The 23051-nt window shown below is 69.5% G+C and carries 22 protein-coding genes; 13 read left to right on the forward strand and 9 right to left on the reverse strand.

What is annotated here, in order from left to right; all coding sequences use genetic code 11:
• Positions 1-109 precede the first annotated feature (109 nt).
• Complete coding sequence (gene olsB / locus BLT43_RS01575) at positions 110-871, forward strand: L-ornithine N(alpha)-acyltransferase (protein WP_090109469.1); 762 nt, start codon at positions 110-112, stop codon at positions 869-871.
• Positions 868-1749, forward strand: coding sequence for a lyso-ornithine lipid O-acyltransferase (gene olsA, locus BLT43_RS01580; protein WP_090109471.1), 882 nt, complete (start codon positions 868-870; stop codon positions 1747-1749). The genes olsB and olsA overlap by 4 nt, the downstream gene beginning before the upstream one ends.
• On the opposite strand, the gene BLT43_RS01585 is transcribed toward olsA, so the two are convergent.
• The gene (locus BLT43_RS01585; protein WP_090109473.1) at positions 1725-2351 is read right to left on the reverse strand and encodes a thiamine phosphate synthase; all 627 of its coding nucleotides are present in this window, start codon (positions 2349-2351) and stop codon (positions 1725-1727) included. The two genes, olsA and BLT43_RS01585, sit on opposite strands and share 25 nt — an antisense overlap.
• A 52-nt stretch (positions 2352-2403) precedes the next feature.
• Positions 2404-2733, reverse strand: coding sequence for a TfoX/Sxy family protein (locus tag BLT43_RS01590; protein WP_090109475.1), 330 nt, complete (start codon positions 2731-2733; stop codon positions 2404-2406).
• Positions 2734-2807: 74 nt separating this feature from the next.
• Between BLT43_RS01590 and BLT43_RS01595 the strand changes: the two genes are divergently transcribed.
• The 3 genes from BLT43_RS01595 to BLT43_RS01605 all read left to right on the forward strand — a co-directional run bounded on the left by BLT43_RS01595 (position 2808) and on the right by BLT43_RS01605 (position 6281).
• A complete protein-coding gene (locus tag BLT43_RS01595) occupies positions 2808-3551 on the forward strand; it encodes an RNA methyltransferase (RefSeq protein ID WP_090109477.1) in 744 nt (247 codons plus the stop codon).
• A 118-nt stretch (positions 3552-3669) separates the two neighbouring features.
• Positions 3670-4815 carry a heme A synthase gene (ctaA, locus tag BLT43_RS01600; protein ID WP_090109479.1) on the forward strand — a complete coding sequence of 382 codons (1146 nt, stop codon included), beginning with the start codon at positions 3670-3672 and terminating at the stop codon, positions 4813-4815.
• Positions 4812-6281: a carboxypeptidase M32 gene (locus BLT43_RS01605; RefSeq protein ID WP_090109481.1), complete on the forward strand. Its 1470-nt coding sequence runs from the start codon at positions 4812-4814 to the stop codon at positions 6279-6281. Before ctaA ends, BLT43_RS01605 begins: the two co-directional genes overlap by 4 nt.
• Positions 6282-6350: 69 nt before the next feature.
• On the opposite strand, the gene bmt is transcribed toward BLT43_RS01605, so the two are convergent.
• The 3 genes from bmt to BLT43_RS01620 all read right to left on the reverse strand — a co-directional run bounded on the left by bmt (position 6351) and on the right by BLT43_RS01620 (position 9781).
• The gene (gene bmt, locus BLT43_RS01610; RefSeq protein WP_090109483.1) at positions 6351-7364 is read right to left on the reverse strand and encodes a betaine--homocysteine S-methyltransferase; all 1014 of its coding nucleotides are present in this window, start codon (positions 7362-7364) and stop codon (positions 6351-6353) included.
• On the reverse strand, positions 7327-9312 hold the full coding sequence (locus tag BLT43_RS01615; protein WP_090109486.1) for a phosphatidylglycerol lysyltransferase domain-containing protein: 1986 nt from the start codon (positions 9310-9312) through the stop codon (positions 7327-7329). Before BLT43_RS01615 ends, bmt begins: the two co-directional genes overlap by 38 nt.
• A gap of 154 nt (positions 9313-9466) precedes the next feature.
• Positions 9467-9781 (reverse strand): DUF1476 domain-containing protein, encoded by a 315-nt coding sequence (locus BLT43_RS01620; RefSeq protein ID WP_090109488.1) that lies wholly within the window; start codon positions 9779-9781, stop codon positions 9467-9469.
• 175 nt (positions 9782-9956) lie between these two features.
• Here BLT43_RS01620 and purC point away from each other — a divergent pair, with 175 nt between their 5' ends.
• From purC to BLT43_RS01650, 6 genes are all read left to right on the forward strand, one after another.
• On the forward strand, positions 9957-10718 hold the full coding sequence (purC, locus tag BLT43_RS01625; protein WP_090109490.1) for a phosphoribosylaminoimidazolesuccinocarboxamide synthase: 762 nt from the start codon (positions 9957-9959) through the stop codon (positions 10716-10718).
• Positions 10719-10757: 39 nt separating this feature from the next.
• The gene (gene purS, locus BLT43_RS01630; protein WP_090109492.1) at positions 10758-10997 is read left to right on the forward strand and encodes a phosphoribosylformylglycinamidine synthase subunit PurS; all 240 of its coding nucleotides are present in this window, start codon (positions 10758-10760) and stop codon (positions 10995-10997) included.
• 199 nt (positions 10998-11196) lie between these two features.
• On the forward strand, positions 11197-11865 hold the full coding sequence (purQ, locus tag BLT43_RS01635; protein ID WP_090109493.1) for a phosphoribosylformylglycinamidine synthase subunit PurQ: 669 nt from the start codon (positions 11197-11199) through the stop codon (positions 11863-11865).
• Positions 11866-11936: 71 nt separating this feature from the next.
• A complete protein-coding gene (locus tag BLT43_RS01640) occupies positions 11937-13685 on the forward strand; it encodes a sensor histidine kinase (protein WP_090109494.1) in 1749 nt (582 codons plus the stop codon).
• A gap of 9 nt (positions 13686-13694) precedes the next feature.
• Positions 13695-15029 carry a sigma-54-dependent transcriptional regulator gene (locus BLT43_RS01645; protein ID WP_090109495.1) on the forward strand — a complete coding sequence of 445 codons (1335 nt, stop codon included), beginning with the start codon at positions 13695-13697 and terminating at the stop codon, positions 15027-15029.
• 430 nt (positions 15030-15459) lie between these two features.
• A complete protein-coding gene (locus tag BLT43_RS01650; RefSeq protein WP_090109496.1) occupies positions 15460-18213 on the forward strand; it encodes an Rne/Rng family ribonuclease in 2754 nt (917 codons plus the stop codon).
• Between the two features lie 149 nt (positions 18214-18362).
• Here the strand turns inward: BLT43_RS01650 and BLT43_RS01655 are convergent, their stop codons facing one another.
• A complete protein-coding gene (locus BLT43_RS01655) occupies positions 18363-18623 on the reverse strand; it encodes a sulfurtransferase TusA family protein (protein WP_090109497.1) in 261 nt (86 codons plus the stop codon).
• Positions 18624-18700: 77 nt separating this feature from the next.
• On the opposite strand from BLT43_RS01655, the gene BLT43_RS01660 reads away from it, so the two are divergent.
• Positions 18701-19174, forward strand: a complete 474-nt coding sequence (locus BLT43_RS01660) for a PRC-barrel domain-containing protein (RefSeq protein WP_090109498.1) — start codon at positions 18701-18703, stop codon at positions 19172-19174.
• A 74-nt stretch (positions 19175-19248) separates the two neighbouring features.
• On the opposite strand, the gene eno is transcribed toward BLT43_RS01660, so the two are convergent.
• Genes eno through BLT43_RS01675 form a run of 3 tightly spaced genes read right to left on the reverse strand, consistent with a single transcriptional unit; the run spans position 19249 to position 21871 of the window.
• Complete coding sequence (gene eno / locus BLT43_RS01665; protein WP_090109499.1) at positions 19249-20526, reverse strand: phosphopyruvate hydratase; 1278 nt, start codon at positions 20524-20526, stop codon at positions 19249-19251.
• A 31-nt stretch (positions 20527-20557) separates the two neighbouring features.
• A complete protein-coding gene (locus BLT43_RS01670) occupies positions 20558-21451 on the reverse strand; it encodes a DMT family transporter (RefSeq protein WP_090109500.1) in 894 nt (297 codons plus the stop codon).
• Positions 21452-21871, reverse strand: coding sequence for a Fur family transcriptional regulator (locus BLT43_RS01675; RefSeq protein ID WP_090109501.1), 420 nt, complete (start codon positions 21869-21871; stop codon positions 21452-21454).
• Positions 21872-22029: 158 nt separating this feature from the next.
• Here BLT43_RS01675 and BLT43_RS01680 point away from each other — a divergent pair, with 158 nt between their 5' ends.
• Positions 22030-23007, forward strand: coding sequence for a DUF3179 domain-containing protein (locus BLT43_RS01680; protein ID WP_090109502.1), 978 nt, complete (start codon positions 22030-22032; stop codon positions 23005-23007).
• The last annotated feature ends 44 nt before the right edge of the window (positions 23008-23051 follow it).

A 23051-nucleotide genomic window follows, 5' to 3' on the forward strand; every position in this document is an offset into this window, starting at 1 on the left:
TCAACGCCGCCGACGGTTGCCGGCGGCGGCCCGGCCCCATAGAACCGGCGGCACCGTCCGATGAGCCAAGGGAGCCCGGGGCGATGACCCTCGTGCCGCGTCAGCATCAATGATCGTTACCCGACCGCAACTGACCGTGCGCCTCGCGCGGGATGCCGACGATATCCTGGCCGCGGCACGCCTGCGCTATGCCGTCTTCGTCGAGGAGCTGGGTGGCACGGGCGCCGGGGTCGACCACGCCGCCCGCGTCGAGCGCGACCGCTTTGATGCGGTGGCCGAACATCTGCTGCTGGTCGACGAGGCCCGGCCCGCGGGCGACCAGGTCGTGGGGCTCTACCGATTGCTGTCGCAGGAGGGCGCGGCGCAGATCGGCCAGTTCTATTCGGAGGACGAGTTCGATCTACGGCCGCTCCACCGCTCTGGGCGCCGCTTGCTCGAACTGGGCCGCTCCTGCCTGCATCCCGACTACCGTGGCGGCGGCGCGATGTTCCGGCTCTGGCAGGGGCTGGCCGAGCATGTGGAGCGCCGCGGGGTCGAGCTTCTGTTCGGCACCGCCTCCTTTCCCGGCACCCGCATCGCCGATGTGGCCGGGTCGCTGTCGCTCCTGCACCGGGCGCATCTGGCCCCCGAGGAACTTCGCGTGATCTCGCGCGACCAGCCCGCACCCGACCTGCTGCCCGAGGAGCGCGTCGATCGCGCCGCCGCGATGCGCGCGATGCCCGCCCTGATAAAGGCCTATCTGCGGCTCGGCGGGCAGGTCGGGCAGGGGGTCTTTATCGATCACGACTTCAACTGCATGGATGTGTGCATGCTGCTCGACCTTTCGCGCGTGGATGCCCGCCAGACCGCTCTCTACCGGACGCCGCAATGACCGATGCCCCCGATCCGCAGACGCGCCGCCTCACTTGGCACGGGGCCGAGCCGGCCCCGTTCGAGGCACCGGGCGCGGGCGGCTGGGCCCGCGCCGTGCTGCGCGGCGTGCCGCTGGTGCTGTTCGTGCTCACGGGCCTGCTGCTGACCCTGGTGCTGCGGCTGGTCGAGCGACCGGTCTTCGGCTTGCACCGTCCGCTGACGCCGAAGCTCACCCGCGCCGTCTGTCGCGGCGCGCTCGCGATCCTCGGCATCGGCTACCGCGTGACCGGTCGCCCGATGGCGGGGCGCGGCGCCATGGTGGCGAACCATTCGTCCTGGCTCGACATCTTCGCGCTGAACGCGCCGGCCGAGATCTACTTCGTCTCCAAGGAGGAGGTGGGCGGCTGGCCCGGCATCGGCTGGCTCGCCAAGGCCACCGGCACGGTCTTCATCAAACGTGAGCGGCGCGAGGCCACCGCGCAGGTGAAGCTGATGCGCGAGCGGCTCGCCGCGGGGCACCGGCTGTCGTTCTTTCCGGAGGGTACCTCGACCGACGGGCGGCGGGTGCTGCCCTTCAAGCCGACGCTCTTCGCGGCCTTCCTGTCGCCGGACCAGCCCGACCTCGAGATCCAGCCGGTGTCGCTGGTCTACCGGGCGGCCGAGGGGGGCGACCCGCGCTTCTACGGCTGGTGGGGCGACATGGAGTTCGGGCCGCACATGTTGAAGATGCTGGCGGCACGGCGGCATGGCACGATCGAGGTGATCTACCATGCGCCGGTCAGGGTAGCCGACCACCCCGACCGCAAGGCGCTGGCCCGGCGGCTCGAGGCGGATGTGCGCGCCGGGCTCGAGGGCGCCGGCGCGCTCGAGGATCAGCCCGCCATGGCCGAGGCGTAGCGCCGCAGCGCCTCGGCGGCATCCTCCTCGCGCCAGATCTCCTCGCCGATGCCGAAGAAGTCGGCATGCGGCGCCAGCCGGCGCACGAGGTCGAGGTCGAGCGCGCCCTCGGCCACGACCGGCACCTCGATCATCATCGACCACCACTCGAACAGCTCGGCCTCGGCCTGCTTGCCGGTGCCGAGTTCGGTCGCACCCGCCGGGCCGAAGGAGACGTAGTCCGCCCCCATCTCGCCCGCCGTCATGCCGTCATGGCGCGAGTTGCCGCAGAAGGCGCCGACGATCGCGTCCTCGCCCAGATCCTTGCGGGTCGCGCGCACCGAGCGCGAGCCGTCGGTCAGGTGCACGCCGTCGAGCCCGAGCCGGCTGACGAGGCGGGCATGGCTGTCGATCACCAGCGCCACGTCGCGGGCATGGGTCACCTCGCGCAGCGCGTCGGCGGCGCGGGCGATCCGGTCCTCGTCGGCGGTGGCGAGGCCCATGCGCACGCAGGCCACCTCGGTCGCGTCGAGGCAGGCGGCCAGCCGGTCGGGAAAGACCGACAGCTCGAATTCCGGCGGGGTGACGAGATAGATCTGCGGCGCGTCTTCGGTGTCGCTCATGAGGGCCTCCTGCTCTTCGAGGTGGCCCTATATCCGGTCTGTTGGCGCTTGGCTACTTCGGCGGCAGCGCCTCGGCATTGGCGATCGCCAACGCCATCAGCGCCGCGCGCCGCTCGTCGTCGGCCATGACCTCCTCGTCGGCCGAAACCATGCCGCCCATCGGCTTGCCGGTGAACTCCATCGGTCCTGTGCCGGGGATCGCGCGGGCCTGCGCCTCGTGCTCCTTGCCGACCCGGAACATGGCGCCGCCCGCATGCACGCCGCAAACCATGTGGCCGTTCAGCATGAAGGCGAGGCCGCCGAACATCCTGCGCTCGGTCAGCCCCGGCGTCCCGTCGAGATCGCCGCGCATGATCTCCGCCAGCCCCTCGTCATAGGCCATGCGTCGTCCTCCTTGTCTCCCCGGCGTCCCGAGGCTACACCGCGCGCCATCCCACGCACAGCCCCCGGACCGCCATGACCGAGCACGCCCCGCAGCCCGCCTTCGTCCTGATCCGCCCGCAAATGGGCGAGAACATCGGCGCGGCAGCGCGCGCGATGTGGAATTTCGGCCTCGACCGGATGCGCGTCGTCGCCCCCCGCGACGGCTGGCCGCAGGAGCGCGCCGTGGCGCTGGCCTCCGGCGCGGGGCGGCTTCTCGACGAGGCGATGCTGGCGTCCGACACCGCCGAGGCGGTCTCGGACTGCACCTTCGTCTATGCCACCACGGCGCGCCCGCGCGGCCTGACCAAGGAGGTGATGACCCCCGAGGCCGCGATGCGCGACGCCGCAGAGCGCATCTCGCAGGGCCAGAAGGTCGCGGTGATGTTCGGCCCCGAGCGCGCCGGCATGGAGAACGACGACATCGCGCGCGCCAATGCCATCGTCTCGGTGCCGGTGAACCCGGAATTTGCCTCGCTCAACCTCGGGCAATGCGTGCTGCTCCTGGCCTATGAGTGGCGCCGCGCCAGCGCCGAGGTCGAGGACCGGCGCGTCGAGATGGCCGGGGCCGAGTGGGCGCAGGCGCACGAGGTCGAGAAGCTCGCCGAGCATTACGAGGGCCGGCTGGACGAGGCCGGGTTCTTCTTCCCGGAGCACAAGGCCGCCCACATGAAGCAGACGCTGCGCAACCTGTGGAGCCGTATGCCGCTCACGCGCTCGGACGTGCAGACCCTGCACGGCGTGATGCGACAGATGGTCCGCTGGAAGGAGCGCGGCTGAACGCATAGCTCCGGCGCGACCCGGAACCCCCTGCAATCGCAGGCGCACCGGCCGTCCCGGCCTTGCCGCCCGAGCGGCGCGGGCCTAGGGTGCGCGCCGACCAGACGGAGGCCCTGACATGGCGAAACCAGCCCGCTCCATCTTCGAGGAGGTCGGCACCGGCGAGAAGGCCCGGGCCACGCCCGGCGGCATCGACCGGGGCCGCGCCGACGCCCGCCGCGCGATCCGGATCTGGCTCGGCCTGCTCTTCGCCATGGTGGTCACCATCGTCTTCGTCGGCGGCATGACCCGTCTGACCGACAGCGGCCTCTCGATCACCGAATGGGCGCCCGTCACCGGGGCGATCCCGCCGCTCAATGCCGCCGACTGGCAGTCCGAGTTCGATGCCTACCGCGCCAGCCCGCAATACGAGCTGATGAACCAGGGCATGTCGATGTCCGAGTTCCAGTTCATCTACTGGTGGGAATGGGGGCACAGGCAGCTTGGCCGCGCCATTGGCCTCGTCTGGGCCTTGGGCTTCGCCTTCTTCCTGCTGACCAAGCGCATCCCGGCGGGCTGGACCCGGCCGCTTCTGGGCATCGGCGTGCTGATCGGCGTGCAGGGCGCGGTCGGCTGGTGGATGGTCTACAGCGGCCTGCAGGAGGGTATGATCACCGTCGCCTCCTACCGCCTCGCCACTCATCTCGGCCTCGCCTTCGCGATCCTCGGCCTGATCACGTGGTATTTCCTGAAGCTCAAGCGCCGCGAGGTCGAGCTTCTGCAGGCCCGCCGCTCGGGCGAGCGCAAGCTCTGGGGCGGCATGACCGGGCTGATGCATCTGGGCTTCGTGCAGATCATTCTCGGCGCTCTGGTGGCCGGCATCGATGCGGGCCGCGCCTTCCCGACCTGGCCGCTGATGGGCGACGGCTTCTTCCCGCCCGACCCGTTCCAACTCGAACCGGTCTGGCGCAACTTCTTCGAGGATGCGGGGCTCGTGCAGTTCATCCACCGCATGGCGGGTTACCTGCTCATGATCCTCGGCATCGTCGTCTGGCTGCGCGGCCGCCGCTCGCCGCACCCGAAGACCCGCTTCGCCGTCAATGCCGTGCTGGCGATGCTGGTGGTGCAGATGGCGATCGGCATCGTCACCGCGCTCTATTCGGCCCCGTGGCACGCGGCGATCACCCACCAGCTGGGCGCCGTGCTCCTGTGGGTGCTGATCCTGCGCGCCCGCTTCCTCGCCCGCTACCCCTATGTCCAGTCCCTGAGAGGTGCCCGCGCATGAGCGCTTACGACGAACTGATGGCGCATGCGCGCGAGACCGAGGCGCTGGCGCAGGTCGCGGGCCGGCTCGGCTGGGACCAGGAGACGGTGATGCCGCGCGGCGCGGCCGAGCAGCGCGGCGAGGAATCGGCGGCGATGGAGGGCGTGCTGCACGCCCGGCGCACCGATCCGCGCATCGGTGAATGGCTGGAGACGGCCGAGGCCGAGGGTGACGTCGCCGCCGCCAACCTGCGCGAGATCCGACGCAGCTTCGAGCGCAGCCGCAAGGTGCCTGCCAAGCTCGCCGCCGAGATCGCCCGCGTGACTTCGGTGGCGCAAGGCGTCTGGGCCGAGGCGCGCGCGGACGAGGACGTCTCGGCCTTCCTGCCGACGCTGGAGCGCGTCGTGGCGCTGAGACGCGAGGAGGGCGAGGCGCTGGCGCAGGGCCGCGACGTCTACGACGCGCTGCTCGACAATTACGAGCCCGGCGCCACGGCGGCGGAGCTCGACGCCATGTTCGGCGCGCTGCGCCCGCGCCTCGTCGCGCTGCGCGAGGCGATCCTCGCCAAGCCGCAGCCCAAGGGGCTGTCGGGCAGCTTCGACGAGGCCGCGCAGCTGGCGCTCTCGCGCGAGCTGGCCGAGGTTTTCGGCTACGACCTGAAGCGCGGCCGGATCGACAAGGCGGTGCACCCGTTCTGCTCGGGCTCGGGCAACGACGTGCGGCTCACGACCCGGACCGAGGCGGACGACCCGTTCAACTGCTTCTACTCGACCATCCACGAGGTCGGGCACGCCAGCTACGAGCAGAGCGTCGAGCAGCGGCACCTCCTGACGCCGATCGGTAGCGGCGCCTCGATGGGCGTGCATGAAAGCCAGAGCCGGATCTACGAGAACCAGCTCGCGCGCAGCCCGGCCTTCGCGGGCTGGCTGATGGGGCGGATGCGGGGCACCTTCGGCGATCTCGGCATCGACGACCCGATGGACTTCGCCCGCGCGGTGAACCGGGTGTCGGACAACTACATCCGCACCGAGGCCGACGAGGTGCAGTACAACCTGCATGTGCTCATGCGCTTCGACCTCGAGCGGGCGCTAATCTCGGGCGACCTCGCCGTGGCTGACTTGGAAGCCGCCTGGAACGACCGCTTCGCCGCCGATTTCGGCTTTGCCGTCGACAAGCCTTCCAATGGCTGCCTGCAGGACGTGCACTGGTCTGTGGGGCTGATGGGCTATTTCCCGACCTACTCGCTGGGCAACGTCTATGCCGGCTGCCTGCACGAGGCGCTGCGCGCGGCGCGGCCCGATCTCGACGCCGAGCTGGCGCGGGGCGATTTGTCCGGCGCGACCGGCTGGCTGCGCGAGAACGTGCAGCGCCACGGCAGCCTGATGCGCCCGCGCGAGGTGATCGAGCGGGCCTGCGGCTTCGCGCCGTCGGAAGCGCCGCTGCTCGACTACCTCGAGACGAAGTTCGGGGCGCTCTACGACCTCTGACTTTCGTTGTAACATGAAAAAGGCCGCGCAACCTTTTGGTTGTGCGGCCTTTTCTGTTCGTCCGGTCGCTTAGCCGCGGCGGCGGCCCCGCCGTGCGGCCCGGGTCGGCCCGGCGCCGTCGGTGCCGTCGGAGGCCGAGGAGAAGGCACCCAGCTGGTCGACGATGGTCTCCAGCGTCGGCCGTTCGCCGCGCCCGCGCGTCTCGAGCGCCTCGCGCATGGCGCGCAGGTGGTCGGGCATGGTGCCGCAGCAGCCGCCGATGATCGTCGCGCCCGCGTCGCGCGCCAGCACCGCGTAGTCGGCCATCAGCTCGGGCGTGCCGTCGTAATGGATGTGGCCGTCCTGGTACTTGGGGATGCCGGCATTGCCCTTGGCGATGATCGGCTGCTCGGCCCCGGCGGCGGTGAAGCCCAGCACGGTGCGCATCAGGTCCGAGGCGCCGGTGCCGCAATTGGCGCCGAACGCGACCGGCGCATGGCCGATCTTGCCGACCATCTTCACCATGTCGGCCGAGGTCAGCCCCATCATGGTGCGGCCCGCGGTGTCGAAGCTCATCGTGCCGCACCACGGCATGCCGGCCTTCTCGAAGGCCTCGGCGGCGGCGCGGAATTCCTCGGCGGCGGAGATGGTCTCGACCCAGAGCACGTCGGCGCCGCCGGCCTTCAGCCCCTCGGCCTGCTCGTGGAACATCTCGACGGCAAGCTCGTGCGTCAGGCTGCCCATTGGCGCCATGATGTCGCCGGTCGGGCCGACCGAACCCGCGACCACCACCGGCCGGCCCGCCTTGTCGGCGACCTCGCGGCCGATTTCGGCCGCGGCCTTGTTCAGTTCGAACACCCGGTCCTGCGACTGGTGCAGCTTCAGCCGCGAGGCGTTGCCGCCGAAGCTATTGGTCAGGAACAGGTCTGAGCCCGCCTCGACCGCCATGGAGTAGAGCTTGCGGATCTTGTCCGGCGCGTCGACGTTCCACAGCTCCGGCGCGTCGCCCGAGCTCAGTCCCATGTTGAACAGGTTGGTCCCGGTCGCGCCGTCGGCTAGCAGCCAGTCACGGGTTTCGAGAAGTCGGGAAAGCGCGTCGGTCATGTGCTGAACCTGTCTGGTCAATGATGCGCGGCCGGTGACCGCGAAAGACCGGCAGGGGAAGCGGCCGCCGGCCGAGCTTGGGGCCCTTCTGCACCGGACGCGACGCGAGTTCAACGTCGGGGATGCGCGGCTCCCGCCCGAGCGGCGCCGGTTCGTGGATCGCCTTCGAGATCTCGAGGGCGGCGCGCAGGCCGGCAAGCCATCCCGGCGCCGCGAGGTAGAGCGGCCGCCATGCGGGGCCAAAGGCGCGCTTGAACTGCTCGAGGCCGGCGCAGCCGGGGCGGGCGGTGATCCGCCGGCTGATCGCGGCCGGCAGCCAACCCGGCAGGACCGGCAGCGCCGCGAGGGACAGCTGCGGCACGCCGGCCGACCGCGCCGCCGCGATGGCGGCCGCGATCAGCGCCATCATCGTGCCGTCTGGCGCCGTGCTTTCCTGCCGCATCAGGTCGAGCGTCCATTCGCCGCGACCCTCGTGGAAGGTCGCGAAGGCCACCAGCCGGTCGTCCTGCCATGCGAGGAACACCCGCTGGTGGCCGATCAGCTCGGGGCAGAAGCGCCCCATGGAAAAGCCGCGCTCGCCGCCCGAGCGGTCGGCCCAGTCGGCATGGATGCGGGCCATCTCGTCGAGCGGCAGGCCGGTCGTGGCGGTCTGCACGCTCACCCCGGCCTTGGCGGCGGCCTTGAGCTTGCGCCGCAGGCTGCGGCAGACCGGGCGGTCGGCGCTCCAGCTGGCGGTGTCGATCACCGCCTCGTCGGCGATGCGCGCGACCCGCCAGCCGGCCGTGCGGGCCCGCAGGGCGGTGATGGCGTCGCATTTGTACAGCGCGGGCACGAGACCGAGCCGGGCGGCCTGGTCGGCCAGGGCCTCTAGCTCCGGACGGCCGAGCGGCGTGCCGATTGCCGCCAGCGTACCGCCGGCGCGGCGGGCCAGCCAGCCGCTGTTCTGGTCGCGCGACAGCAGGATCTGCGCGCCCTGATGCGCGAGGCCCCACTCGGCCTGCGGGGCGCGTGACAGCGCCTGGTGCCGGGCCGCGCCCTCGGCCAGCTGCAGGGCCGGTCGGCGCATCGGCGCTGCGGGCCGGATCAGCAGCGCCAGCGCCAGCAGGGCGGGGAGCAGGTGGTAGACGATGCGGTAGCCGATCATCGCCGTCAGCAGACCGGCTTCCGGCAGCTCGGGCATGACCGCGAGAAGGCACAGCTCGAAGGCGCCGACGCCGCCGGGGCTCTGGCTGAGCAGGCCGGCGCCGAGCGCCACGAGATAGGCGGCGATCATCGGCATCAGGCCGATCTCGCAGCCCTCGGGCAGCAGCACCCACAGCACCGCCGCGGCGGCGAAGGTGTCGATAGCGGTCCAGCCGATCAGCCGCAGCGCCGTGCCCGAGCGCATCAGCGGCAGGCCGGGCAGGACCGGCAGGCGCGGGGCCAGCATCAGCACCAAGACCGCCAGCGCCGCCGCCGGCAGCACGTGGCCCTCGACCACCAGCACGGCGATGCCCGACAGCAGGCCCAGCGCGACGAGGAAGGACAGCGACACGAAGACCGAAAGCCGCGTCACCTGCCACAAATCGCAATCGGGCAGGCTGCGCCAGCGGACCAGCGCGCCCGATAGGCTGCCGAAGCCGACGGTCTGGGCGATCGCCATGGCCCGCATTCCGGCCGCGCGCGCCCGGGACGGGTCGACCCCGGTTCCCATGGCGCGGTGCAAAACGACGTCGTACTGGCCCAGCGCCCACAGGCTGATGCCGGTGAAGCCCAGCGCCGCCAGCCATTGCCCGGCCGACAGGCTCTTCAGCGCCGGCAGCACCTCGCCCAGCTCCATCTGCCCCAGCCGGTCGGCCAGGAGCCACAGGCACAGCGCCAGCGCGGCGGGCGGCAGCAGCCGGACGAGGAGCCGGCCCATCCGCGGAAAGGCAAGGCGGCGCGCGAGGCGGCCGGTGGCATGACGCATGGCGACGGCTCCTGGTCCGAGGGCCGGGATCCTGTCGCGGCGCTGCGCACGACAGTATCGGGTCTGAGGTGAAAACGGGATTAAACGGGCAAAACCAGAAGGTCGACCGGGCGTCAAGCCCGGCCTGCGGGGCGCGCTGCGCGCGATGTGGTCGTCAGACTTCCTGCAGCAGCTGCGCCTTGGCCTCGGCCTTCAGCTCGGCCATCTTGGCGCGGATCTCGGCATCGTCGAGAAGGTGGCCCAGATCCTGTTGCACGCGGCGGAACACGTCCTCATCGCCGGCCTCGTGGAAGTCGGCCTTGATGATCTCGCGGGCATAGGCTTCGGCCGCCTCGCCCTTGCGCCCCAGGAGCTCCGCGGCCCACAGCCCGAGCAGCCGGTTGCGGCGCGCCTCGGCCCTGAACTGCATCTCCGCATCATGCGCGAACTTCGCCTCGAAGGCGTGTTCTCGGTCGTCGAAGAGGGTCATGGGCCTTGCCTTTCGGTGGTGCCGGGCTATGCAACGAGGATAGCTGTCGCAACACCTTGCCGGCAAGGGGTGGGTGGACTATGAGGCGGCCTAGGCCGCGCCGCGCAGCATCTCCGACACGGAAACGTTGCGTCGCCCGAGGCGGGCAGGGCGCGCGAAACCCCGTGGAGAGCGCATGGCACGTCGCAAGAAGATTTACGAGGGCAAGGCGAAGATCCTCTACGAAGGCCCCGAGCCGGGGACGCTCGTGCAGTATTTCAAGGACGACGCCACCGCCTTCAACGCCGAGAAGAAGGCCGTGATCGAGGGCAAGGGCGTGCTCAACAACCGCCTGTCTGAGTTCTTCATGACCGGCCTGCAGTCAATCGGCGTGCCGACGCACTTCATCAAGCGGCTCAACATGCGCGAACAGTTGATTCGCCAGGTCGAGATCATCCCGCTCGAGGTGATCGTGCGCAACTTCGCGGCCGGCTCCATGGCCAAGCGTCTGGGCCTCGAGGAAGGCACGCCGCTGCCGCGGCCGATCATCGAGTTCTCCTACAAGGACGACAAGCTCGGCGATCCGCTGGTGCCGGAAGAGTACATCATCGCCTTCGGCTGGGCGTCGCAGCAGGATCTCGACGACATCGTGCCGCTGGCGCTGCGGGTCAACGACTTCCTGTCCGGCGTGATGCACGGCGTCGGCATCAAGCTCGTCGACTTCAAGATCGAGATCGGCCGGATCTGGGACAACGACTACCAGCGTCTGGTGGTGGCCGACGAGATCAGCCCCGACAGCTGCCGGCTGTGGGACATCGAGTCCGGGCAGAAGCTGGACAAGGACGTGTTCCGCAAGGATCTGGGCTCGCTCACCGACGCCTACACCGAGGTGGCCCGGCGCCTGGGCGTGCTGCCCTCCAACGTCACCCACCGGCCCCGTCCGACGCTCATCAACTGAGCCTCGTTTCCAATCCGAACCCAAGAAGGAGCGGCGCGCATGAAGGCTCGCGTGCAGGTGATGCTGAAGACCGGAGTTCTCGACCCGCAGGGAGAAGCCGTGCGCCATGCGCTCGGCGCTCTGGGCTTCGACGGCGTCGAGGGAGTCCGGCAGGGCAAGCTGATCGAGATCGACCTCGCCGGGGACGATCCGGAGGCCGCCAAGCGGCAAGTGACCGAGATGTGCGAGAAACTTCTCGCCAACACGGTGATCGAAAGCTACAAGATCGACCTGAACTGAGGTCGCGCCGCCGCCCCCTCGGGGCGGCGCTTGCGTCTTCAGACCTTCGCTTCGCGGAGCGCTCGGCATTCGCCTCGAGCACCCGGAGCGATCCGGCGGCGGTTGCAGGGGAGGGCGCCGCCGCCGGGCTTTTCCCGCCGGTTCTCCGGCCAGACCCTTCGCGGCCAGCGCGCCGCCCAGACCCCGAGGACATTCCGCCATGAAGGCTGCCGTCATCGTCTTTCCCGGTTCGAACTGCGATCGCGACATGGCCGTCGCCCTGCGTGCCGCCGGCGCCGAGGTGGAAATGGTCTGGCACAAGGATGCCGGTCTGCCGCGCGGCGTCGATCTCGTCGCGGTGCCGGGCGGCTTTTCCTTCGGGGATTACCTGCGCTGCGGCGCGATCGCGGCGCAGTCGCCGGTCTGCCGCGCGGTGATCGATCACGTGCACAAGGGCGGCTACGCCCTGGGCGTCTGCAACGGCTTCCAGGTGCTGACCGAGACCGGGCTGCTGCCGGGCGCCCTGATGCGCAATGCCGGCATCCGCTTCGTCTGCCGCACCGTCCCGCTTGCCGTCGGCACGAATGACAGCGCCTTCACCGCCGGCTACGCCCGCGGCCAGACGCTGCAGATCCCGGTGGCGCATCACGACGGCAACTACTTCGTGGACCAGGCCACCCGCGAGATGCTCGAGGCCGAGGACCGCATCGCCTTCACCTATGGCGATGAGGTGAACGGCTCGGTCGGCCGGATCGCCGGCGTGCTGTCCGAGAACCGCCGCGTGCTCGGCATGATGCCGCATCCCGAGCGGGCCGTGGATGCCGGTCATGGCGGCACCGACGGGCGCGCGATGTTGGATGGGCTGGTCGGGGCGCTGGTCGCCGCCTGACGGGCCCGCCGGGCGGGCCGTGATCGCCGCGAAGCTTGCCGCTTCCCCGGCGGGGGCGTAAACCCCGAGAAATGGCCCAGTCCGCTCCGACATCCCCAAGACCCCGGCGAAGCTGGGGGCCGCGCATCGCGCTGGCGCTGTTCTGCGCCGTCGCGCTGGTGGTGATCTGGGTCACCAACGTGCTCCTGACCGAGCGGTTCACCGAGGCCACCCGCAACCGGGCCGAGGTGCGCCTCACACTCTATGTCGGCAACCTGATCTCCGAGCTGCAGCGCAATTCGATCGTGCCGCAGCTTCTGGCGCGCGACCCCGAGCTGATCGGCGCGCTGTCCTCCTCGGACTATTCGCGCTCGACCCAGCGGCTTCTGTCCTTCGTCGACGAGATCGGTGCCGCGAGCCTCGTGCTCTACGACCGCGACGGCCGGATCGTCGCGGCGACCGACCGGTCGCGGCTGGGCGAAAGCCATCGCGGCGCGCCCTATTTCGTCGAGGCGATGCGCGCCAACTCCACCGTCTTCACCATCCACAGGCAGGTGACCGGCGGCTACGCCTTCCTCTATTCGCGCAAGATCGACGCCAACGGCACCACGCTCGGCGTGATCTCGGTCGAGGTCGACCTCGCCAAGCTCGAGCGCAGCTGGGCCGGCACTTCGGACGCGGTGCTGGTCACCGACAGCTCGGGCGAGATCATCCTGTCGACCGAGCCGCGCTGGCGCGGGCTGCCCGAGGGCGAGGCGCTGGAGCGCCAGAGCGCGCCGTCGGCGATCGAGCGGGCCTTCCTCGCCACCGACTGGACCGCCCTGCCGATCGACGCCTATCTGCGCGGCGAGGCGGTGATGCGGCGCGAGATGCGGGTGCCATTCCAGGGCTGGAAGATGGTCACCTTCACCGCCTACACCTCCGTGCGCGAGCGGGTGAACGGCGTGCTGGCGCTGGAAATCATGGGCTTTGCCGTTCTTCTGGCCTTCGCCTTCTGGATCAGTTCGCGGAAATCGGCCTCGCGGCTCCTGCTGGTCAGGCGCGAGAGCGACCAACTCAGGCGGCTCAACATGCGGCTGCAGCGCGAGATCGCCCAGCGCCAGCAGGTCGAGCGCAACCTCGAGAGCGCCGAGCAGACCATCGCGCAATCCTCAAAGCTCGCGGTGCTAGGCGAGATGTCCGCCAGCGTCAGCCACGAGTTGAACCAGCCGCTCGCGGCGATGAAGACATATCTCGCCGGGGCGCGGCTGCTTCTGGAGCGGCGCCGCAGCGAGGAGGCGCTGTCCTCCTTCCAGCGCATCGACGACCTGATCGACCGGATGGGCGCGATCACCCGGCAGCTCAAATCCTATGCCCGCAAGGGATCCCAAGCCTTCGAGCCAGTCGACGCGCGCGCCGCGCTGTCCTCGGCGCTGGCGATGATGGAGCCGCAGCTCAAGACGCGCTCGGTCGAGATCAATCGCAACCTGCCCTCGGATCCGGCCATGATCCTCGGCGACCGGCTGCGCTTCGAGCAGGTCATCATTAACCTGCTCAGGAACGCCATCGACGCCACCAAGGAGGTGGCCGACCCGCGGATCGACATCACGCTCGCGGTCGAGGACGCCGTCGTCCTGACCGTGCACGACAACGGCCCCGGCATCGAGGACCTCGATTCGCTGTTCGAGCCGTTCTATACAACCAAGCAACCGGGCGACGGTGTCGGTCTGGGGCTTGCCATCTCCTCCGGGATCGTGAACGACCTCGGGGGACGCCTGACCGCGCGGAACGCGACCGCCGGCGGGGCTGTTTTCGAAGTGCAGCTGCCTATCTTGGAAGAAGGCGTGGCTGCAGCGGAATAGGGGGCTCACATGAGCAAGACCATGAAGGTCGCCATCGTCGACGACGAAAAGGACATGCGCCAGTCGATCAGCCAGTGGCTGGCGCTGTCGGGCTTCGACACCGAGAGCTTCGCCAGCGCCGAGGAGGCGCTCAAGGGGCTGACCGCCGACTACCCCGGCATCGTGGTGAGCGACATCCGCATGCCCGGCATGGACGGCATGCAGTTCCTGCGCAAGCTCAAGAGCGTCGACAGCACGCTGCCGGTGATCATGATCACCGGCCATGGCGACGTGCCGATGGCGGTCGAGGCGATGCGCCTCGGGGCGTTCGACTTCCTCGAGAAGCCGTTCAACCCCGACCGGATGACCGAGCTGGCCAAGAAGGCCAGCAACGCGCGCCGGCTCGTGCTCGACAACCGCGCGCTTCGGCGCGAGCTGTCGGACGGCACCGCGCTGATGAACAAGCTGATCGGCTCGTCGCCGGTGATGGAACGGCTCAAGGAGGACATCCTCGATCTCGGCCAGGCCGACGGCCACGTGCTGATCGAGGGCGAGACCGGCACCGGCAAGACGCTGGTGGCCCACGCGCTGCACGCCGTCGGCGCCCGCGCCTCGAAGAAGTTCGTCCTCGTCTCCTGCTCGGCCTATGACGAGGAGCGCCTCGCGGCCCGGCTGTTCGGCCCGGCCGCCGAGGACGAGCCGATTCCGGCGCTCGAGGAGGCGCGGGGCGGCACGCTCGTGCTCGAGGACATCGAGGCGCTGTCGGGGCCGCTGCAGGCCCGGCTGCTGACCGCGATCAACGATCAGGGCATGCCCTCCGAGACCCGCATCGCGGCGATCTGCAACCTGCAGGACGAGGGCAAGACCTGCGAAAGCGTGCTGCGCCCCGACCTCTACTACCGCCTCGCGGCGCTCCGGATCGTCGTGCCGCCGCTGCGCCAGCGCGGCGAGGACATCCTGTCGCTCTTCACCCGGCTCTCCGAGCAGTTCGCCGACGAATACGGCTGCGAGGCGCCCGAGGTCAGCGCGCAGGAGGCCGCGCAGCTGCTGCAGGCCCCCTGGCCCGGCAATGTGCGCCAGCTGATCAACGTGGCCGAACGCGCGGTGCTGCAGAACCGCCGCGGCTCGGGCTCGATCGCCTCGCTGCTGATGACCGGCGGCGACGAGCAGGCCGAGCAGGCGATGACCACCGAGGGCAAGCCGCTCAAGGAATTCGTCGAGGCGTTCGAGCGGATGCTGATCGACAACACCATGCGCCGGCACAAGGGCTCGATCGTCGCGGTGATGGACGAGCTGTGCCTGCCGCGCCGCACGCTGAACGAGAAGATGGCCAAATACGGGCTGCAGCGTTCCGACTACCTTTGATTCACTGGTCTTTTCGCGACGCGGCCGTCCCTTCGGGGGCGGCCGTTTCACTTTGGTCATTGTGTCATGTGGACAAGTGCCGCTATGAAGGGCGGAACGGGACCGCGCATCGCGCGCCGCCCGGACGGATTTTCCGCCACCTTTGCGACGGGTCGACCCGGCACCGGCGGCGGACGAGACCGGTTTCGCGAGAAACCGCTGACCTGACCCCGGACGGGCCGTCCCATGGACGGTTCGGGACGGGCATGAACTGGCCCCGTCGGGGCCGAGGAAGAACCGCGATGCAACGCGCGCAGCATGCAGGCGACCCGTTGACGGCCCCGAGGGGCCGCGCGGAGGCCGATACGCGCGTCATCGCCACAATCGGACATGGCTGGTTCGAGCGGACCCTTTCGGGGGCGCCGCCGGGGCGGCCATGCGAATGGATTCAATGGCAAAGAAAATGCTCATCGACGCCACGCACGCGGAGGAAACCCGCGTCGTGGTCTGCGACGGAAACAAGGTCGAGGAATTCGACTTCGAAAGCCAGAACCGGCGCCAGCTGGCCGGCAACATCTACCTGGCCAAGGTCACGCGGGTAGAACCCTCGCTGCAGGCCGCCTTCGTCGATTACGGCGGCAACCGGCACGGCTTCCTGGCCTTCTCGGAGATCCACCCGGATTACTACCAGATCCCGGTCGCCGACCGCGAGGCGCTCCTGGCCGAGGAAAAGGCCTATGCCGAAAGCCTGAAGGCCGAGGCCGAGGCGGCTGCCTCCGATGACACCGACACGGACGCCTCGTCCGAGGATGACGGCGAGGAGGGCGACCGCCCGCGCCGCCGCCGCCGGTCGCGTTCGCGCAGCCGCGCCGCCGAGGCGGGCAGCGACGCCGTGGCCACGCGCGACAGCGACGCCATCGCCGGGCTCGAGACGATCGAGACCGAGGATGCCGGCGACGAGGACGAGGACCGCGCCGGCAAGGACGAAAGCATCGAGAGCGTCGCCGACGAGGACGACAGCGAGGATGTGCGTCCCGCCCGCAAGCCGCGGCCCAAGCGTTACAAGATCCAGGAGGTGATCAAGGTCCGGCAGATCATGCTGGTCCAGGTCGTCAAGGAAGAGCGCGGCAACAAGGGCGCGGCGCTGACCACCTATCTCTCGCTGGCCGGCCGCTACTGCGTGCTGATGCCCAACACCGCCCGTGGCGGCGGCATCTCGCGCAAGATCACCAACGCCGCCGACCGCAAGAAGCTCAAGGAGATCGCGGCCGAGATGGACGTGCCCGAGGGCGCGGGCCTGATCATCCGCACCGCCGGCTCGCAGCGCACGAAGTCCGAGATCAAGCGCGACTACGAGTACCTGCAGCGGCTGTGGGAGCAGATCCGCGAGCTGACGCTGAAATCCATCGCGCCGGCCAAGATCTACGAGGAGGGCGACCTCATCAAGCGGTCGATCCGCGACCTCTACTCCAAGGACATCGACGAGGTGATCGTCGAGGGGGTCGAGGGCTACCGGACCGCGCGCGACTTCATGAAGATGATCATGCCGTCGCATGCCAAGAACGTGAAGCCCTACACCGATCCGCTGCCGCTCTTCGCGCGCTACCAGGTCGAGAGCTACCTCTCGGGCATGTTCAACCCGACCGTGCAGCTGCCGTCGGGCGGCTACATCGTGATCGGCGTGACCGAGGCCCTCGTCGCCATCGACGTGAACTCGGGCCGGGCCACCAAGGAAGGCTCGATCGAGCAGACCGCGGTGAAGACCAATCTCGAGGCCGCCGACGAGGTGGCCCGCCAGCTGCGGCTGCGCGATCTCGCCGGCCTGATCGTGATCGACTTCATCGACATGGACGAGCGCAAGAACAACGCCGCCGTCGAGAAGCGCTTCAAGGAAAAGCTGAAGACCGACCGCGCCCGCATCCAGGTCGGCCGGATCTCCGGCTTCGGCCTGCTCGAGATGAGCCGCCAGCGGCTGCGTCCGGGCATGCTCGAGGCGACGACGCAGCCATGCCCGCATTGCCACGGCACCGGCCTGCTGCGCTCCGACGAGAACGTCGCGCTGTCGATCCTGCGCCAACTCGAGGAAGAGGGCGTGCGCGGCCGCTCCAAGGAAGTGCTGGTCAAGCTGCCCTTCGGCATCATGAACTTCCTGATGAACCACAAGCGCGAGCATGTGGCCGCGATCGAGCAGCGCTACGGCATGGCGGTCCGGGTCGAGGGTGATCCCGAGCTGGTCTCGCCGAACTTCACGGTCGAGAAGTTCAAGACCGCCACCCGCGCGGTGCCCGAGGCGGCGCCCGTCGTCTCGACCGCGGCGCTGATGGAAGAGCTGGATGCCGAGGCGGAGGCCGAGGCCGAGCTGCCGCAGGAGGTCGAGGAGGAAGAGGCCGAGCGCGAAGCCGCGACCGAGACGACCGCCTCAAAGGGCGAAGAGGTCTCCGAGACCCGTGGCGAGGAGGACGACGACAAGCCGCGTCGCCGCCGCCGCCGTCGCCGCCGCCGTCGGGGTGGCAATGGCGAGGCCGATGCCTCGGGCGATGACGACATGCAGTCCGAAGCCGACGAGTCCGCCGCGCAGGACGCGGAGCCGGCCGTCGAAACGCCTGCCGAGACCGCGCCGCAGCCGGTCGAGGAGGCCGCGCAGCCCGAGCCCGCGCCCGAGGAAGCGGCCGCACCGGCCGAGGCCGCGCAGGACGCCGAGGTTGCGGCCGAGCCCGCCGAGGAGCCTGCGCCCAAGCCCAAGCGGACCCGGACTCGTCGCAAGAAGGTCGAGCCCGAAGAGGCCGAAGCCGAAGCCGAGGCCAAGACCGCCAAGGTCGAAACTCCGGCCGAGGCCGAGGAGAAGCCCAAGCGGACCCGCCGCAAGAAGGCCGACCCCGCCGCGACCGAGGCGACCGAGACCGAGGAGAAGCCCAAGCCCAAGCGCACCCGCCGCAAGAAGGCGGAGCCCAAGCCCGAGGAGGTGGCCGAAACGGCCCCGACTCCGGCCGAGGCCGAAGTCGCTGCGGCCGGCGCCACGGATGCGGCCGCGCCGGAGGGCAAGCCCGAGACGCGCGAGGACGCGGCCGAGGTGATGCCCGAGGTGGCCGAACAGGTGGCCGAGACGGTCGAGAAGGCCCGGCAGCCGGAACCGGCCGAAGCCGGGGCCGATGCGGAGGCGGACAAGAAGCCGCGCCGCCGCGGCTGGTGGTCGGTCGGCCGCTGAGCGGACCGCAGACCGAGACATGCGGGCCGGGCAGGGAAACCTGCCCGGCCCGTTTCGTTTCCGGCCATTTGCTGTCGAACGATGAACGGAACGAATTCGTCTGTTTCGTTCCGTACTGTGAAGACCCTTCGATTTGGACGGACGACGACCTAGTCGCCGGCCTCCGCACCCCGCAGGATCCGGTGCAGCTGCCCCTCGGGTCCGTCCTCCACGCCCAGATGCCGGTGTCCCGCCTCGGCGCAGAAATGCGGCAGGTCGATCCGGGCGACCGGATCGTCAGTCAGGATCTGCAGTTCCTCCCCCGTCTGCATCGCCGCAAGGATCTTGCGCGCGCGCAGGACGGGCAGGGGGCAGATCAGCCCCCTTGCGTCGTAAGCCTTGGGGGTTCCACGTGATTTCGGAAAATTCATCCGGCCATCCTTTGGAACATTCGTTTCCGCCTTCTGTTGGACCGTCGAACCACGAAACGCAACGAGAGGAGATCAGCATGACCCGCCTGATGACTTCCACGGCCCTGACGCTTGGCCTCACCCTCGCTGCCGGTGGCGCCGCCGCCGAAGCGCATACTGAGAGCTTCGACACCACGAGCGGCGTCGTCAGTGCCGACAACTACGCCAACACGCTGCGCGCCGAAAACCTGATCGGCGAAGAGCTTTACACCATCGGCGCCGAATACGAGGAAGAAAGCTGGCTCGACCCCAATGCCTATGTCGAGGTCGAAGCCGAATGGGAAAACATCGGCGAGATCGAGGACATCGTCATGTCGCGCGATGGCGAGCTGATCGGCCTCGTGGTCGAGACCGGCGGCTGGCTCGATATCGGTGACGAAGAGGTCATCATCGACTTCAAGGACGTTCGCATCGTCGGCGAATACGGCATGGGCGATTTCGATGTCGTCACCCGGATGAGCCAGGAGATGCTGGAGCAGATGCCCGAGGCCGACGAAGGCTACTGGAACTGATCCGTCCCGGTTTTCGTGACGCCAAAGGCCGCGGCTGATGCCGCGGCCTTTCTTTTTTCCGTGCGTCGCCGCGCTCAGCCGCGCAGGATCGAGCGGCCGGCGTAGATCGCGGTCTCGCCCAGCATCTCCTCAATCCGGATCAGCTGGTTGTACTTGGCGAGCCGGTCGGAGCGTGCCAGCGAGCCGGTCTTGATCTGGCCGCAGTTGGTGGCGACGGCGAGGTCGGCGATGGTCGCGTCCTCGGTCTCGCCCGAGCGGTGCGACATCACGCAGGTGAAGCGCGCGCGCTGCGCCATCTCGACCGCCTGCATCGTCTCGGTCAGCGTGCCGATCTGGTTCACCTTGACCAGAAGCGAGTTGGCCGAGCCCTTCTCGATGCCGTCCTTCAGGCGCGCGGGGTTGGTGACGAAGAGGTCATCGCCCACCAGCTGCACCTTGTCGCCGATGGCGTCGGTCAGCATCTTCCAGCCGTCCCAGTCGTCCTCGGACATGCCGTCCTCGATCGAGATGATCGGGTAGTCGTTCACCAGCGCCTGCAGGTAGGCGACGTTTTCGGCCGAGGTCAGCGACTTGCCCTCGCCCTTCATCTCGTACTTGCCGTCCTTGTAGTACTCGGTCGCGGCGCAATCGAGCGCGAGGTAGATGTCCTCGCCCGGCTTGTAGCCGGCCTTCTCGATCGACTTGAGGATGAAGTCGAGCGCCTCGCGGGTGCCGCCCAGCTCGGGCGCGAAGCCGCCCTCGTCGCCGAGGCCCGTGGACATGCCCGCCGCCGACAGCTCCTTCTTCAGGGTGTGGAACACCTCGGAGCCCATGCGCACGGCTTCACGGATGCTGGTGGCCGACACCGGCATGATCATGAATTCCTGGATGTCGATCGGGTTGTCGGCATGCTCGCCGCCATTGATGATGTTCATCATCGGCACGGGTAGCACGCGGGCCGACATGCCGCCCACGTAGCGGAACAGTGGCTGGGTGGTGAACTCGGCCGCGGCCTTGGCCACCGCCATCGACACGCCGAGGATGGCGTTGGCGCCGAGCCGGCCCTTGTTGTCGGTGCCGTCGAGCTCGATCATCGCCTGGTCGATCTCGACCTGCTCGGTCGCGTCCATGCCGAGGATCGCCTCGGCGATCTCGCCGTTCACGGCCGCAACCGCCTCGAGCACGCCCTTGCCCATGTAGCGCGCCTTGTCGCCGTCACGCTTCTCGACCGCCTCGTAGGCGCCGGTCGAGGCGCCGGAGGGCACGGCAGCGCGGCCCAGAGTGCCGTCCTCGAGGACCACGTCCACCTCCACCGTCGGGTTGCCCCGGCTGTCGAGGATCTCGCGGGCGTGGATGTCGATGATCGTGCTCATGGCAGTCTCCGTATGGGAAGGTTCGAGGGTTCTATAACGCCGGCGTGACCCGTCGTGAAGCGCGCCGGCGCAGCCGCGCCTCGCGCCACAGCGTGTAGATGCCGGAGCCGACGATGATCGCGGCGCCGACATAGGTCAGGGCGTCGGGGCGCTCGCCGAAGGCGACGTAAGCGATGACCAACGCGAAGACGAGCCGCGTGTAGCGGTAGGGCGCGACCACCGAGACATCGCCCAGCCGGGTCGCGGCGGTCAGCGCGTAGTAGGCGGCCACGCCCACGGCGATGCCGGCGGCGAGCCGCGCCGCGTTCGTGGCGTCGGGCATCACCAGTTCGGCCCCCGCCACGACCACCATGGCGTAGCCCACGGGCACGAGGATCAGGAAGGCGTAGACCGACAGCTTGACCGAGGAAATCCGCTGCGGCACGCGGCGCGAGATCAGGTCGCGGCCGGCCAAACCCACGGCGCCCAGCAGCGCGAAGAGCGACATCGGGGTGAAGCCGGCCATGCCGGGCCGGATCACCACCAGAACGCCGATCATGCCGATGCAGATCGCGGTCCAGCGCCGCCAACCCACCGGCTCGGCGAAGAACAGCGCCGCGCCCAGCGTCACCAGAAGCGGGATCGACTGGGCGATCGCCGTGGCGGTGGACAGCGGCGACAGCGCCACGGCGGTGATGAAGGCGCCGGTGCCGATCACCTCGCCGAGATTGCGCGCCACCACGGCCGGGTGGTTGAAATCCGCCGACCACAGCCGGTCGCCGCGCGCCAGCGACATCGCCGCGAAGACGAGACCGCCGCCGAGCCCGAGCAGCATCAGGATCTGGCCGACCGGCAGGGCATCCGCCATCTGCTTGACGAACATGTCCTCGAGCGCGAAGCCGAGCATCGCGAGCACCATCAGCACGCTGCCGCGCAGGTTTTCCATCTAGGTGTCTTTCTCGTCGCTGGGCACGCCGTAAAGCTCCAGCCTGTGACCGATCAGCCGGTAGCCGAGCCGCTCGGCGATCTTTTCCTGCAGCCGCTCGATCTCTGCGTCGACGAACTCGATCACCTCGCCGGAATGCATGTCGATGAGGTGGTCGTGGTGCTCGCGATCCGCGGTCTCGTAGCGGGCGCGGCCGTCGCCGAACTCGTGTTTCTCGAGGATGCCGGCCTCCTCGAACAGCTTGACCGTCCGGTAGACCGTGGCGAGCGAGATGCGGGCATCCTCGGCCGCGGCGCGAGCATGCAGCTCCTCGACGTCGGGGTGGTCGTCGGCGGCTTCGAGCACCTGCGCGATCACCTTGCGCTGCTCGGTGAGGCGCAGGCCGTTCTGTTCGCAGCGGGCCAGGATGGATCGGGGCATGTCGGGGTCCGTCGGTCGTCTTGCCGCCGGTCTAGCCGGTTCGCCGGAAGGGCGCCACCCCGCAGGCGCACGCGCTCTCGCGACCCGTCACCTGTGCGTGAGGCAGGCTTCGCGCAGGCCCGCCGCGCTGTCAGGCTTGGGCGCAGGGAGGATGATGAATGCGAATTCTGAAGATCGCCGCGGCGCTTGCCGTCGCCGCCATGGCCGTCGCCAGCACGGCCCATGCGCAACCGGAGCGCTGGCAACGCCAATGGCCGCAGACCGACTTCACGACGGCGGCCATCACCGACTGGTCCGAGATCCGCTCCGGCGGGCCGCCCAAGGACGGCATCCCGGCGATCGACGACCCGCGCATGATCGCCGCCTCCGAGGAAACGCGGCTCGGCGCGCAGGAGCCCGTGATGGTGCTGCCGGTCGAGGGGGTCAGGGCGCGCGCCTACCCGATCCGCTACCTGCTCTGGCACGAGATCGTCAACGACAGCGCCGGCGGCGTGCCGGTGGCGGTGACCTACTGCCCGCTGTGCAACTCCGGCATGGTGTTCGACCGCCGCGTGGGCGGGCAGGTGCTGAGTTTCGGCGTCTCGGGGCTGCTGCGCCATTCCGACATGGTGATGTATGACCGCCAGACCGAAAGCTGGTGGCAGCAGGCGGTCGGCACCGGCATCGTCGGCGCGATGACCGGGCGCGAACTGGAGCTTCTGCCCGCCTGGATGGACAGCTGGGAGCGCTACCGCGCCGCCTACCCGGAGGGCCTCGTGATGGACGAGCCGGACTGGCGCCGCGCCTATGGCCGCAACCCCTATGTCGCCTATGACCGGGCAGCGCGGCCCTTCCTCTACTCGGGCGAGATGCCGCCGCACGGCATCCCGCCGCTGATGCGGGTCGTGCGGGTGGGCGACCGGGCCTGGACTTTCGAGCGGCTGCGGCAGGAGCGCACGATCCGCGAGGCGGGCGTGGTGGTGTCGTGGGAGCCGGGGCAGGCCAGCGCGCTCGATGCGGGCCGCGTGGCCGAGGGGCGCGACGTCGGCAATGTCCGGGTGCGCGACGCGGGCGGCCGCGACCTGCCGCATGACGTGCTCTTCGCCTTCGCCTTCCATGCCTTCTGGCCGGAGGGCGAGTGGATGCTGGGCGGCTAGAGACGCCATTCAGTCATGGGAAAAGGGGCGACCGTCACCGGTCG

The organism is Limimaricola pyoseonensis (assembly GCF_900102015.1).
GTDB classification, from domain to species: Bacteria; Pseudomonadota; Alphaproteobacteria; order Rhodobacterales; family Rhodobacteraceae; genus Limimaricola; species Limimaricola pyoseonensis.